Here is a 13318-nt window from a genome sequence, read left to right on the forward strand (position 1 = left end):
TGGAGAAGGCCGAGCGAGGCGAGGTCTTCCCCGACTGACCGGGCGGCCACGGTCTCACCCCTGCCGCGGGCCGGCCGGCAGGTCGACGGACCGGTCCTCGGCTACGTCCCGTCTTCCGGCATCGTCGGGGTGCTGCCGGGTACGGAGGTGGCGCCGTCTGCCACGCCGTCACCCCGGCCCGTCACGGCGTCACCCCCGTCCGGACCGCGGCCCGGGAGAAGCGCAGTTCGGGGTCGGCGACGCTGCCGGACCGCAGCAACCTGACGTCGTCCCGGTAGTCCATCGAGGTCAGCCACGGCATCCGGTCCCCCTGGCGGGGCAGCGAGTCGACGGCGCGCTGGACGTAGCCGGCCCCGAAGTCCAGGAACGGACGGGTCGGCATCCCGGGGTCCGACGGTTCGGGCCGGCAGATGTCGTAGCCGTGGGCGTCCAGGTGGGCGAGCAGCCGGCAGAAGTGCTCGCAGAGCAGGCCGATCTTCAGCGTCCAGGAGGAGTTGGTGTAACCGATGGCGAAGGCGAGGTTCGGCACGCCGGAGAGCATCATGCCCTTGTAGGCGAGGGTGTCCGACAGTCGCACCTCCCGCCCGTCGACGGTGAGGCGGACGCCGCCGAACGCCTGCACGTTCAGCCCGGTGGCGGTGACGACGACGTCCGCCGCCAGTTCCTGGCCCGACTCCAGGCGGATGCCCTGCTCGGTGAAGCGCGCGATCCGGTCGGTGACCACCGAGGCCCGGCCCTCGCGGATCACCCGGAACAGGTCGCCGTCGGGGACGGCGCACAGCCGCTGGTCCCAGGGGTCGTACGGCGGGTTGAAGTGCACGTCGACGGGGTAACCGGCGGGCAGCTGCCGGGTGTTCACCCAGCGGATCATCCGCCGCGCGGCCTTCGGGAACCGCTGGCAGAAGCTCCAGACCAGGCGCTGCCGGACGATGTTCTTGCGCCGGGCCAGTGCGTAGCCGCGCCGCTCGCCGAGGTACGTCCTCAGCGCGTTGGCGAGCACGTCGGCGCGCGGGATCGGCATGACGTAGGTCGGCGTGCGCTGCAGCATGGTCACGTGCGCGGCGGTGTCCGCCATCGCCGGTACCACGGTGACCGCGGTCGCCCCGCTGCCGATGACGACCACGCGCTTGCCCGCGTAGTCCAGGTCTTCCGGCCAGTGCTGCGGGTGCACGACCGTGCCGCGGAACCGCTCCAGGCCCTCGAACCGGGGCGTGAAGCCCTCGTCGTAGCGGTAGTAGCCGCCCGCGCAGAACAGCCAGCCGCAGGTCAGCGTGGTGCGCTCACCGGTGTCGGTGCGCTCGACCTCGACGGTCCACCGTGCTTCGTCGGTCGACCAGGACGCGCCGAGCACCTTGTGGTGGTACCTGGTGTGCGCCTCCAGGCCGTTCTCGGCGGCCGCCTGCCGCAGGTAGGCCAGGATCCGGGGCGCGTCGGCGATGGACTGCTCGTCGCGCCAGGGCTTGAACTCGTACCCGAAGGTGTGCAGGTCCGAGTCCGACCGGATGCCCGGGTAGCGGAACAGGTCCCAGGTCCCGCCGGAGGCCTGGCGGGCCTCGAGGATCGCGAAGCTCTTCGACGGCAGCTCGGTCTTCAGGTACCGAGCGGCGCCGATGCCCGAGATCCCGGCTCCGACGACGAGGACGTCGAGGTGCTCGACGGCGGACCTGGCAGGGGACGAGGACACGGGCGGCTCCCGGCGGTGGCGGTGGATGGTGCGTCCATGCTGGTGCCGCCACGACTCGGCGACAACGTGCAATCCGCACCACCCGAGCGCCGAGGGGTGGCGATCTGCACCCGTACGATCGACGCATGTCGTGGCAGCCACCCTCGCCCCGGGTCCGGGAGCTGATCCGTCAGGGCGCCGAGATCGCGCTCACCCCCTCCCCCGAATGGGTCGCCGAGCTGGACGCGGCGACCCTGGCCGGCGAGGCCAGGCGACAGATCGCCGCGGATCCGGCGCTGGCCGCGGGGACGCGCCGCACCAACCGCTCCAACCTGCTGTTCTGGGCGGCCTCCAACGTCCGCGCGCCGGGCGAGCCGGTCCCGGCCAACGACACGGAGGCACCGCTGGCCGTCGCCCGGGACATGGTCCGGCGCGGCCTGGACGAGTCGGCCCTGGACGCGTACCGGGTCGGCGAGAGTGTCGCCGTACGGATCTGGACGCAGATCGCCTGCTCGCTCACCAGCGATCCGCAGGAGCTGGCCGAACTCCTCGACGTGTCCCTGCGCTCCATCGCCGCCTTCGTGGACGACACCGTGAACGCGATCTCGGCCCGGATGCGCGCCGAGCGGGACGAACTCACCCGCGGCACCCATGCGGAGCGCCGGGAGACCGTCACCCTGCTCCTGGAGGGGGCGCCGATCACCCGGGAGCGGGCCGAGAGCCGGCTGGGTTACCGGCTGCAGCCGACGCACACCGCCGCGATCGTCTGGACCGATGCGCCCGACGCCGACCTGAGCCGGCTCGACCGGGCCGCCGACGCCCTCGCCGAGGCCGCCGACCAGCCCCGCCCCCTGAGCGTCATCGCCAGTGCCGCCACCCGCTGGCTGTGGGTCCACGGGCGGCCCGACGGCGACCGGGCGCGCGCCGCACTGGACCGGCTGCCGGACGTACGGGTCGCGCTCGGCTCCACCGCGCCGGGCGTCGACGGCTTCCGCAGCAGCCACCTCGACGCCCTGACCACCCAGCAGATGCTGACCCGTCTCACCTCACCGTCACGGCTGGCCTTCCACCACGAGGTGGAACTCGTCGCGCTGCTCACCGCCGACCCCGAAGGCGCCGACCGGTTCGTGAAACGCACCCTCGGCGACCTGGAGACGGCGCCTTCCGAGATCACCGCGACACTGCGCGTCTTCATCGAGGAACAGTGCAACGCCACCCGGGCCGCCGCGCGGCTGTTCACCCACCGCAACACCCTGCTGCGACGGCTGGCCCGGGCCGACCGGCTCCTGCCGCGCCCGCTCGCCCAGCACACGATCGAGGTCGGCGCGGCCCTGAAGGTCCTCCAGTGGCGCGGACACTCCTGACGCCACAGCTGTCCTGTCAGGCCGCGAGGGTCTTGTGCAGGGCGTCGAGACCGTCGGCGTAGATACCGGTGAAGAGGTCGACGACCTCGGCCTCGGTGGCGCCCTTGGGGTGGAAGCGGCCGGACCACTGGACCTCGGCGACGTCGTCACGGCCGGGGACCGTGTGGACCCGGAGGGTGGAGACGTAGCCGTCGACGGGGAACGGCGCTTCGAGGATGGCGTAGCTGTAGTGGCGCTCGGCCTCGTCGAAGCCGACCAGGCGCTCGACGATGAGGTCGCCGTCGGGGTTGGTCAGCCGGCGGACGCGGCCGCCTTCGAGAGCGATGCTCTCGGGGATGTACGGGAGCCAGTCCGGAAGGGCGTCGAAGCCGCCGATGAGGTTCCAGACCTCCTGGGGGGAGGCGGGGACGACGCGGGAGACGGACGTGGAAGCCATGGTGGTGCTCCTGTTGCTGTCTGTGCGGGGTGGGGGGTCAGGCGTTGTTCGGGAGCGGGGCGGCCGGGGAGACGAGTCCGGCGGCGCGCAGGTCGGTCCAGAACGCGGCCGGGACGGTCTCGTCCAGGGCTGCGGTGTCCTCCGCGATCCGGCTGGGCCGGGTGGCGCCGGGGATGACGGCCGCGGCGGCCGGGTGGGCGAGGGAGAACTGCAGGGCCGCGGCCTTGATGGAGACGCCGTGGCGCTCGGTGAGGGCCTTCAGCTTCCCCACCCGCTCGATGATCTCGGCCGGGGCCTGCTGGTACTCGAAGTGGGTGCCGCCGGCGAGGATGCCGGAGCTGTACGGCCCGCCGACGACCATGTCGACGCCCTGCTCCTGGGCCATGGGGAGCAGCCGGGTGAGGGCGTGCTCGTGGTCGAGGAGGGTGTAGCGGCCGGCGAGCAGGAACCCGTCGGGCTGCGGCTCGTCGAGGGCGAGGGTCAGCTCGATGGGCTCGGTCTTGTTGACACCGAGGCCCCAGGCCTTGATGACGCCCTCGTCGCGGAGCCGGGACAGTACGCGGAAGGCGCCGGTGCGGGCCTCCTCGAACTTCTGCAGCCACAGGTCGCCGTGGAAGTCCTGGGCGATGTCGTGCACCCAGACGACGTCGAGCCGGTCGGTGCCGAGCCGCTTGAGGCTGCCCTCGATGGAGCGCTCGGTGGCGTCGGCCGTCCACTCGTGGACGATCTTGTTCGGGTTGCCGTGCTCGAACAGTCCACCCTTCTCGCCGAAGTCGGGCACGTCCGTCTCGTGCTCGTCGAGCACGACCCGGCCGACCTTGGTCGACAGCACGAAGGAGTCGCGGGGCTTGGTGGCGAGAACCTCGCCGAGCCGCTCCTCGGCGAGCCCGGCGCCGTAGAACGGGGCGGTGTCGTAGAAGCGGATGCCGTGGTCCCAGGCGGCCTCGACGGTGGCCCGGGCCTCGTCGTCGGGGATCGCGCGGAACATGTTGCCGAGCGGGGCGGTTCCGAAGCCGAGACGGCCGGGAAGGACGTTCTTGAGCGACATGAGAAGTGCCTTTGCGAGATGTGGGGGGAGGGCCGAAACGGCCCCCGCACGAGCGACGCCTCCGAATGCAAGCGCGCCTTACACGTGAAGACAATACTTGCACACGCGCACTAATGCAAGAGCGCACTTCCCGCGCCCGCTCCCTCCTCGCGTCGAGCGCCGCCGCCCGCGCGGGGCCGGCTCGCGGATACGGGGCCGGCTCGCGGATCAGGGGCGGAACGAGCCGCCGAACAGCGGATCCGCGACCGCGGCCCGCTCCCCGCCGACCGGTCGCCCGCAGCTCGCGAGACGTGCACCGGCCGGCGGCCTGCCGTGGGGCAGGGAGTGAGTCAACGGCTCACCAGCGCTTGAATGCGGTGAAGGCACGGTCGCCGCCCGTGCCGGGGACGATGATCTGCTCGCCGTGCTCGAAGAAGTAGCCGCTGGGCGCCGGGTCACGGAGATGGCGCTCGTCGAGTTCCTCGCCGTCGCCGGCGTCGTACACGACCAGGTCGGTGATGGCGCTGGCCTGGGTCGACCACTCGCACAGCACGGTGATCCGGTCGCCCCGCACGGCCAGCCCGGCCGCCGGCTCGTCCAGCTCGTTGTTCCACACCTCTTCGCCCGTCTTCAGATCGAAGGCGACCAGCCGGGAGTTCCGCCCCTTGGACCAGATCCACGGCAGCGCGTACAGCCGCTCGCCGACGACCGCCACCTGCCCCTTCTCCGCCGCGTCGATCTGACCGTAGTCACCGGTGAACTCGATGCCCGGACCAGGACGCCCGTCCTTGCCGAAGGGGACGTACGCGCCCACCGTCTCACCCGAGTTCCCGCTCTCGGACCGCACGACCCTGAGCACGAAGGGATCGGTCGACTCGATGCCCACGCCGGCCTCCAGGGCCACGGGGCGACGGGCATCGATGGGAACGTTCCACTTCAGGGCGCCGGTGCCGCGGTCGAAGGCCGCCGCCATCATCTCGGGGTCCTCGCCGGTCCCGGAGCCCGCGTCGTCCGTGTCCTGCCCGCCGCAGCCCAGGACGGCGTAAATCTGCTCCTTGCCCACGGACGCCTCCCGCACCCCGCACGTGCCGGGAACGGCCGCCGTCCAGCGGGCCTTGCCCGTGCGGAGGTCGTGGGCGCGCAGCAGACCGTTGCTGACCCCGGCCCGTCTCTCCTGCTCGGTCCGCTCGTGGTCGACCATGGCCAGGTCGCCGCCCGCGACCAGGAACCCGTCTCCGGGGAACCGGCCGTCCGAGACGGTCCGCGGGACCCTCCACAGCTCCCGCCCGTCCTTCACGTCGAGGGCGAGGACGGTCGAGCAGCCCTTGCCCTTGCCCGGCGCGGCGGGCTTGCCGCTCCCGCCGCCGGCGGCACTGCTCTCCGTGCCGTACGCGACGAGGAGGACCCCCTCGTCCGCACGTCGCGCACTCCCGCAGATCTGGGCGCGGCCGGGCGGTACGAACTCCCAGAGCCTCTTCCCGTCCTGGCCCTCGCCGATGCCGAAGCCGGTCACCGCATCGAACCGGCTGCGGACGGCGACGTCCCCGACGACCCAACTGCGGTTGCCCTTGCCATCGCCGGGCCGGTCCTTCGCGGTGGCCCAGGTCCGCACCATGGCGTCGCCCGGCAGATAACCCTCGGGCGACAGGAACGCAGCGGTGATGGACCCGACCACCCCAAGAACGAGCCCGATCGCCGTCACCGTCTTCACGACCGCTCCACCTGACATCACGCGCCCCCCATACCGTGCATCGCACAACCCCCTGCGGACGGGATCCCGAGGCCCCCGCCCGATCTCGTTGATCTTCGAACGACGGCCACAGTAGGGCAGGGCCTCCCGGTGGTCCACGCCGTTCCGCCAGGCGTGGAGAACGTGCCGGCCGTCGGTGCCGAGCCGCGGCTCCGCCCTCACCTGGCCACCACGCCGATGCCGCCCGAATGCGCTCGCATCCGTGGTCGCGGAGGCTGGAGCGGTGTGCCTGCGGCTGCCGCGCCGGCGGAGCCGTCACGATCACTTCGCGACACGTTCGGCCGCGTCCCCCAGGAGCCTCGTATGTCCGACAGCGCCCCCGAGCCCCGACCCGCCACCGCGGAGGCGGTCCCCCTGGGCACCGGTACCCGCCGCTGGCTCTTCCGCCCCCCGCGGCGGCACGGCGAGGTGGACACAGAGCGCAGCGTCAGCTTCCTGGAGCTCTTCTACGACCTCGTCTACGTCGTCCTGGTCGGCCAGGCGGCCCACACCCTCGCGGAGGACTTCTCCTGGCGGGGCGTGGCGACGTTCGCCGTGGTCTTCGGACTCATCTGGATCGCCTGGCTGAACGGCACGCTCTTCTACGAGCTGCACGGCCGCGAGGACGGTCACACCCGCTCACTGATCTTCGTGCAGATGCTGCTGCTGGCCCTCATGGCGGTCTACGTCGGCCACGCCGACGGCGACGACGGCCGTACCCTGGCGGCGCTGTACGCGCTGCTGCTCGCCCTGCTGAGCTACCAGTGGTACTCCGTGTACCGGCTGGACCCGCCGGAACTGCGCGCTACGCCCCGGCGCTATCTGATCGTCATGGTCGCGGGCATCGTCCTGATCGCGGCATCGGTACCGCTGTCGGCCGACGCCCGTCTCGTCCTCTGGGCGGTGTTCGTCGTCGCGTGGAGCGGCGTGGAGTGCGCCGTGCTCATCTCCTGGCGCAGAACACCGAGTTACAACGTCGTCACCGAGCCCATGGTCGAGCGCTTCGGACTGTTCCTGATCATCGTGCTCGGCGAAGTCGTCATCGGCGTCGTGGACGGCCTGTCCGACATCGAACGCAGCACGCTCGTGACGACCACGGGCCTGCTCGGGCTCGCGATCGGCTTCGGGTTCTGGTGGAACTACGCCGATCTGGTGTCCCGCCGGATGCCACGCGAGAGCGGCCACTCCCTGGCGACCTGGATCTTCGCCCACCTCCCGCTGACCATGGCCGTGGCGGCCGCCGGCGCCGGCATGGTCGGGCTCGTGGAGCACGCCACCGACCACCGGACACCGGCCTCCTTGAGTTGGCTGATGGGCGGGTCCGTGGCCGCGATGCTGCTCACCCTGGTGGTGCTCCTGCCCGCCCTGGCGGACTACGACCGGCACCCGTCCGCGTACAAGTCGGTGCAAACCGTGCTGGTCGTCGCTGCCGTCGTCGCCCTCCTCGCCGGGTGGTCCCGCCCCGCCCCCTGGCTCCTGGCCCTCACCTTGCTGCTGCTCCTCTCCGTGACCTGGGCCTTCGCGTTCGTCCGATGGCTGCGCGAAGGCTCCCTGATCAACGAGAGGCCGGCCGGGTGACGCCGTCATCTCCCTGAGGCGGTCCTGCGCGCTTTGCGCCCCTCTCGCTCCGCCGCAGGGTCGACCGGCTCGGTACCAAGTGAAGTCCTTCTGAGTACGCGTACTCAAGGCAGAGCAGCCCTCCGGCCGCGAGAGTGGCGGCAGACCGAACGACTGGAGAGCGCCATGCACGTGTTCCGCACGATGAGCCGACCCGCCACTGCCCTGAGCCCTGGACGGACTCGCCCTGGACGGATGGCGGCTGCCGCTCTCGCGAGCGCGGCCGCGGTCGTGGCCCTCACCGGTTGCGCCGGCCTCGAGTACCAGGAGGACATCTGCAGCAGCGGCGAGTACCCCGTCATGTCCGTGGGCGGTACCGGGTCCGCCTGCGTCTCGGACGAGCAGGAGCCCCCGGCTGGATTCGCGCGGTATCCGGAGGGCAAGGTGCCGCAGCAGGTCGGCGACAAGTGGGACGTGTACTGGAACACCCACACGCTCGACAAGGACGGCACCATCATCGACGCCCCGGCCGCGGGCTGAACTCGACCCCGCCGGAGCCGATCGCCGCCTCGTCCTCCTGGCCGAGGAGGAGGCCGGACCGGGCGGAGGCGTGGGGACGGACTCAGGGGGGCCAGTCCCGGCCGGCGGTCACCTCGCCTGCCAGGCGAAGCCACCGCTCTTCCCCGCCGGGCAGGGGCCAGGCCCAGGTCGGCTGTTCCGCGGCGTCGAGGTCGTGGAGGAGCCGGACGAGCTGGGGGCCGGCGGTGGCAGCGCCGTCCGGAACGGTGGGGCCGTGGACGGCGCGCAGCTCGGCGAGGCGTGCCAGTTCGTCCTCGTAGAAGCCCACGGCCTCATCGATGCGCGCGGCCAGGTCATCGCGCGGCACCGTGCGGTGCAACTGCAGCAGCGGAGGCTCGACGGATTCGGCGATCGCCGCGGCGAGCCGCGCGTGACCGTCCAGGATCAGATGGCAGTCCAGCCCGCTCACCCACCACAACAGGACGGGTGGGAGCGTCCCTTCACGGGCTTGCTTGCGGTACGCCTTGACCCGGCTGTCCTCGGCAGCGGGCATCGGCCGCAGCGGAAGGACCTCCCACGAATGAGAATGCATGAACCAGTCGAGGTATCCGTCCGGATGGCCTTCGACGAGCATCGAGCTCCAGTACTCGGCGTGTGGATCGTCGGCGTGACGCCAGCGCCGGAGCGGACTCTCGCACGACAGCAGCCACCGCCCCTCATGCATCGGGCTGCCCGACGAGTCGATGAGGTACTGCGCGAAACGGTGAGCCCACCGCTCCGGACTGCCCGCCAGGGCCCGCCCCACATCGGCGCGCAACGGCGGGACGAAGGAGCGGTACTCGTCGGTGCGCCAGAAGTCCACGCCCTGGAGCCGCTCGTCGACCACGGCGAGCAGCACGGGCCGCGACAGCTGGGAGACCATCAGTCGCTGCCCGGCACTGAAGACGCACAGCCCCGGCCGGCGGCCGTCCGGCACGTCCAGGGACAGGCCCATCCACGTGCCGTCATCCCTCGTGACATCGCTGCGCTGCATGCCGAGAGCGTAGACGGCGGCTGCGATGGACCCGATGGCGACCGCGACTGTGCGATGGCCGAAAGGGCGGGCGAAAGGGGGGCGAAAGGGTGTGCCAGAGTGAGAACCATGAGCCGTGCCGCCTTCGATGACGAGCTGACCCCCTTCCTTCAGGGCTCAACTTCGCCGTCATGGTCCGTGAGGGCAGCCTCGGGCCGGAGTCTGGCACCCTTTGCGGAGATTCCCGAAGTAGCGGAGGTCCTGCACCGGCTGCTGCTGGATGGTCGCGACACTATCGTCACTCACGAGACGGCGGAGGCTCTGCTCGAACGCTGGGACGTTCTTGGTCTGCGCATGGTGCTGGTCGCGCTCGCCGACGCGGATGACGACACCGGCGATCAGCTCGATGATGCGATCCACGATGTCTGCTGTCAGTCCAAGGAGGACGGAGTACGGCTCGCGGCACTGTGCTCAGCGTTGACGTCGGATGCGGATGGCGACGTGAGCAGGGAAGCCCGCAGGATTCTCGAACCTCTGCGGTGACCCGACCGCTGCTCACCGGATGCCCGGCGAACCAGGAAGCGGCCACCGTCGCCCGGTCGGCGTCGACCTGAGCGTTTCTGCATGACGGCGTGCTGGGTGACCAGCCCGGACCGGCTGGTCCAGCCGAGGGCGGCGGGACGGACGGGATCGATCGGCGCGGTCTCGCTCTCCGTGACCCGGATCGGTGAGCCGAGTCGCCTCGGCGTGACCGCCGGTTCGCCTCGGAGAGCGGGTCTCCTGTACCGGCCCGCGCCGGACGGGACGCCCGTCGGATGCGGGCGCGGGGGTCCTCGCTCCTGCATCCGGCGAGCGTCCTCACCGAGGACGGCACGTCTGCGGGGTGATCGACTTCGGGGAGCTGTGTTCCACCACGCCTCCCGTCCTGCGGCGGACCCCACGACCCTCCGCGGCCGCCCCGGCGGCAAGCCCACCCGGGGCCGCGCCGCGGTCCCGTCAGTTGGGGAAGGAGAAGTAGAGCGCCTCGCTGTAGAAGGACGCGAAGTGGCTCTGCCAGTCGGCCCGGACCGAGGCGAGCCAGTCGTCGTTCTGGCCGGCGATCGCCGCCTCGGCCTTGGCGACGGCGTCGGGAATGTCCTCGGACGCCAGACGCCGCACGCTCGCTGCCGGATCGTCGCCCGTCATCGAGACGATCTCCCCGGTCTCGAGGACGAAGTACTTCGCCTGCTGCTTCTCGAGGTGGGCTGTGGTCCTGGCGACGCATTCGGCGAACTCGGCGTCGTCCTCCAGGCCCTTGCCGACCGCGCGCAGGAGGTCACGGAGCAGCGCTGCCCCGTCGGCGTAGTCCGCGGCGATGCCGATCGGAGGGTTCCAGATCATGGACGGGACGATCGTCGTTCCGCGCCCCACCATGAGCTTGTGCGCGAGCGGGATGTCCCAGTTGTGCTCGGAAATGCATCGGATCCCCTTGGGGATCTCCGTCTCATTCGGCATCGAGTCTGCGGAGTAGAGGTACGAACGGTTTGCCATGGTCGCGACGCTAACACCGGGCACCGACAAGGCCGGCGCCGTCGGACGTCACGGCGTGACGACGGCGACGTTCGGGTCGGGGTCGTCGAGGGCTGGGTGCTGTACTCCGCGGAACGGAGCGCACGGTGGCTGCGGAACGGAGCGCACGGTGGCTGCCGATCGGGTACCGGGCACCCTGACGGTCGTCCCCGGCCGGGCTGCCTCCATCTGGTGCCGGTCGCGGCCTGCTTGGTGCCGGCGGTCACCCGTCGGCGGTACGGGCCTCCGCCTCGGGCGATCTGCCGCCCAGCCCCGGGATCAGCACCGCCGCCACCGCCAGGTGCATCAGGGCGAGGGAGACCCGGGTGGCGCCGTCCATGCCGTCGCCGATGAACGGCAGGAAGGACACGGCCAGTACGACGCCGGCCACCCCGGTCCACAGGGCGCGGGCGCGCCGCACCCCGAACCGCTCCAGGGCGGCCAGCAGTCCCCAGCCGAAGAGCGACGCGAGCAGGGCGACGAAGGCCACCGGCACGGCGCCGATGTCGAGCGTCTGCCCACCGTCGGCGATCCGCAGCCGGTGCCCCAGCAGCGGGTCCGTGACCAGCCACACCAGGACGGGGGCCAGGACGGCCAGGACCGCAACCCCCAGGCGCCTTCTGCGCGCGCTCACTTGGCGCCCTCCGCGATCGCTCCGTGCAGGAAGAACTCCACGAGCTCCTGCGGGGTCAGGTCGGGCTCGTCGTCCGTACGCGGCTGGGTGAAGAGCAGCCCGAAGAAGAGGGCGGCGATCTGCTCCGGCGGCCGGCGCAGGGCGGCCTTGTCGGGCTCCAGCAGCTCCGCGAGGGCCTCGCGGATACGGGTCGTCGACTCGTCGCGGCCCGCGCCGCGCACCGTGCCGGGGTGCTTGCCGCCACGATGCCCCAGCGAGCCGGCGATCGCGCCCATCCTGGACATGTGCGCCTGCAGCGCCTCGGCCGCCTCCGCGAGCCGGTCGGGCAGCGGCTGGGACAGGTCGATCGCGTCGAGCTCGCGGACCGCGTGCTCGGGAGAGAGCGCCTCGGCCATGCACGCCTGCAGCAGCTCGTCCTTGTCGGCGAAGACGCGGAAGATCGTGCCCTCGCCGATGCCCGCGGCGCGGGCGATCTTCGAGGTCGTCACCGCGGCGCCGTACTCGGCGATCAGCGGGATCGCGGTCTGGATGATCATTTCCCGGCGCTGCTCCGGCGACATGGCGGGGGCGCGGCGGCGGGTGGTCCGGTTCTCCTCAGGTGCTGTCATGACATCGAGACTACGGAGTGAGCACTCACTCCGTCAATGAGTGAGCACTCACTCCGGTCACCTTCCCGCCCCACGCACGTGCCCGAAAGGGGTACCCCGCAGCCACGCCCCACGTGACCATCGCCGCGGCAGCGTCGATACTGCCGAGCGTGGAGACCTCGACCGCCGCCAGCCGAGCCGTCCCATTCAGCTGACACACCATCACGTCGGATCCCAAGGAGACACTCATGCGCATGCTGATCAACGTCCCCGAGACCGTGGTCGCCGACGCGTTGCGCGGGATGGCCGCCGCGCATCCGGAGTTGGCGGTGGACGTGGAGAACCGGGTGGTGATGCGACGGGACGCTCCCGTCGAGGGGAAGGTCGCGCTCGTGTCGGGAGGCGGCTCCGGGCATGAGCCGATGCACGGGGGGTTCGTGGGGCCGGGGATGTTGGCGGCGGCGTGTCCCGGGGAGGTTTTCACGTCGCCCGTTCCCGACCAGATGGTGCGTGCGGCGGCCGCGGTGGACAGCGGGTCCGGGGTGTTGTTCGTGGTGAAGAACTACACCGGGGACGTGCTCAACTTCGAGATGGCCGCCGAGCTCGCCGAGGACGAGGGAATCCAGGTCGCCAAGGTGCTCGTGGACGACGACGTGGCCGTGACCGACAGTCTGTACACGGCCGGGCGGCGCGGGACCGGGGCCACGCTGTTCGTGGAGAAGATCGCCGGGGCGGCCGCCGAGGAGGGGCAGCCGCTGGAGCGGGTGGAGGCGATCGCCCGTCAGGTCAATGCGAGCTCACGGAGCTTCGGGGTAGCGCTGAGCGCGTGTACGACGCCCGCCAAGGGGAGTCCCACTTTTGAGCTGCCTCCCGGTGAGCTGGAGTTGGGAATCGGGATTCACGGCGAGCCGGGGCGGGAGCGGCGGGCGATGATGACCTCCCGGGAGATCGCCGACGTCGCCGTCGACGCCGTGCTCGACGATCTGCGGCCCGACGGACCCGTGCTCGCGCTCGTCAACGGGATGGGCGCCACCCCGCTCCTCGAGCTGTACGGGTTCAACGCCGAGGTCCAGCGCGTACTGGCCGAGCGCGGCGTGCCGGTCGCCCGCACCCTGGTCGGGAACTACGTGACCTCGCTCGACATGGCAGGCTGCTCCGTGACGTTGTGCCGCCTGGACGAGGAACTGCTCCGGCTCTGGGACGCGCCGGTGGAGACGCCCGCGCTGCGCTGGGGTCGTTGAG

13 protein-coding genes are annotated in these 13318 nt (G+C 71.4%); 5 read left to right on the plus strand and 8 right to left on the minus strand.

Features of this window, described 5'->3' with window-relative positions; all coding sequences use genetic code 11:
- Positions 1-181: 181 nt before the first annotated feature.
- Positions 182-1684, minus strand: coding sequence for a flavin-containing monooxygenase (locus ABZO31_RS02335; RefSeq protein WP_406859161.1), 1503 nt, complete (start codon positions 1682-1684; stop codon positions 182-184).
- A gap of 125 nt (positions 1685-1809) precedes the next feature.
- Here ABZO31_RS02335 and ABZO31_RS02340 point away from each other — a divergent pair, with 125 nt between their 5' ends.
- Positions 1810-3027: a PucR family transcriptional regulator gene (locus tag ABZO31_RS02340; protein WP_406859162.1), complete on the plus strand. Its 1218-nt coding sequence runs from the start codon at positions 1810-1812 to the stop codon at positions 3025-3027.
- Positions 3028-3043: 16 nt separating this feature from the next.
- Here the strand turns inward: ABZO31_RS02340 and ABZO31_RS02345 are convergent, their stop codons facing one another.
- The 3 genes from ABZO31_RS02345 to ABZO31_RS02355 all read right to left on the minus strand — a co-directional run bounded on the left by ABZO31_RS02345 (position 3044) and on the right by ABZO31_RS02355 (position 6201).
- A complete protein-coding gene (locus ABZO31_RS02345; RefSeq protein WP_406859163.1) occupies positions 3044-3463 on the minus strand; it encodes an SRPBCC family protein in 420 nt (139 codons plus the stop codon).
- 37 nt (positions 3464-3500) lie between these two features.
- Positions 3501-4511 carry an aldo/keto reductase gene (locus ABZO31_RS02350; RefSeq protein ID WP_406859165.1) on the minus strand — a complete coding sequence of 337 codons (1011 nt, stop codon included), beginning with the start codon at positions 4509-4511 and terminating at the stop codon, positions 3501-3503.
- Positions 4512-4848: 337 nt separating this feature from the next.
- Complete coding sequence (locus ABZO31_RS02355; protein ID WP_406859166.1) at positions 4849-6201, minus strand: PQQ-binding-like beta-propeller repeat protein; 1353 nt, start codon at positions 6199-6201, stop codon at positions 4849-4851.
- A 342-nt stretch (positions 6202-6543) separates the two neighbouring features.
- Between ABZO31_RS02355 and ABZO31_RS02360 the strand changes: the two genes are divergently transcribed.
- The gene (locus tag ABZO31_RS02360; RefSeq protein WP_406859167.1) at positions 6544-7797 is read left to right on the plus strand and encodes a low temperature requirement protein A; all 1254 of its coding nucleotides are present in this window, start codon (positions 6544-6546) and stop codon (positions 7795-7797) included.
- Positions 7798-8031: 234 nt separating this feature from the next.
- A complete protein-coding gene (locus ABZO31_RS02365) occupies positions 8032-8316 on the plus strand; it encodes an SCO0607 family lipoprotein (protein ID WP_406859168.1) in 285 nt (94 codons plus the stop codon).
- Positions 8317-8398: 82 nt separating this feature from the next.
- Here ABZO31_RS02365 and ABZO31_RS02370 read toward each other — a convergent pair whose 3' ends face one another.
- On the minus strand, positions 8399-9328 hold the full coding sequence (locus tag ABZO31_RS02370) for a hypothetical protein (protein WP_406859169.1): 930 nt from the start codon (positions 9326-9328) through the stop codon (positions 8399-8401).
- Positions 9329-9436: 108 nt separating this feature from the next.
- On the opposite strand from ABZO31_RS02370, the gene ABZO31_RS02375 reads away from it, so the two are divergent.
- On the plus strand, positions 9437-9850 hold the full coding sequence (locus ABZO31_RS02375) for a hypothetical protein (protein WP_406859170.1): 414 nt from the start codon (positions 9437-9439) through the stop codon (positions 9848-9850).
- Between the two features lie 453 nt (positions 9851-10303).
- On the opposite strand, the gene ABZO31_RS02380 is transcribed toward ABZO31_RS02375, so the two are convergent.
- From ABZO31_RS02380 to ABZO31_RS02390, 3 genes are all read right to left on the minus strand, one after another.
- Positions 10304-10837: a hypothetical protein gene (locus ABZO31_RS02380; protein ID WP_406859172.1), complete on the minus strand. Its 534-nt coding sequence runs from the start codon at positions 10835-10837 to the stop codon at positions 10304-10306.
- A gap of 241 nt (positions 10838-11078) precedes the next feature.
- A complete protein-coding gene (locus ABZO31_RS02385) occupies positions 11079-11489 on the minus strand; it encodes a DUF6069 family protein (protein WP_406859174.1) in 411 nt (136 codons plus the stop codon).
- Positions 11486-12097: a TetR/AcrR family transcriptional regulator gene (locus ABZO31_RS02390; RefSeq protein ID WP_406859176.1), complete on the minus strand. Its 612-nt coding sequence runs from the start codon at positions 12095-12097 to the stop codon at positions 11486-11488. The genes ABZO31_RS02385 and ABZO31_RS02390 overlap by 4 nt, the downstream gene beginning before the upstream one ends.
- Before the next feature lie 227 nt (positions 12098-12324).
- On the opposite strand from ABZO31_RS02390, the gene dhaK reads away from it, so the two are divergent.
- A complete protein-coding gene (gene dhaK, locus ABZO31_RS02395) occupies positions 12325-13317 on the plus strand; it encodes a dihydroxyacetone kinase subunit DhaK (protein WP_406859177.1) in 993 nt (330 codons plus the stop codon).
- Position 13318 lies beyond the last annotated feature (1 nt).

This window comes from Streptomyces solicamelliae, assembly GCF_045348655.1.
Classification (GTDB): domain Bacteria; phylum Actinomycetota; class Actinomycetes; order Streptomycetales; family Streptomycetaceae; genus Streptomyces; species Streptomyces solicamelliae.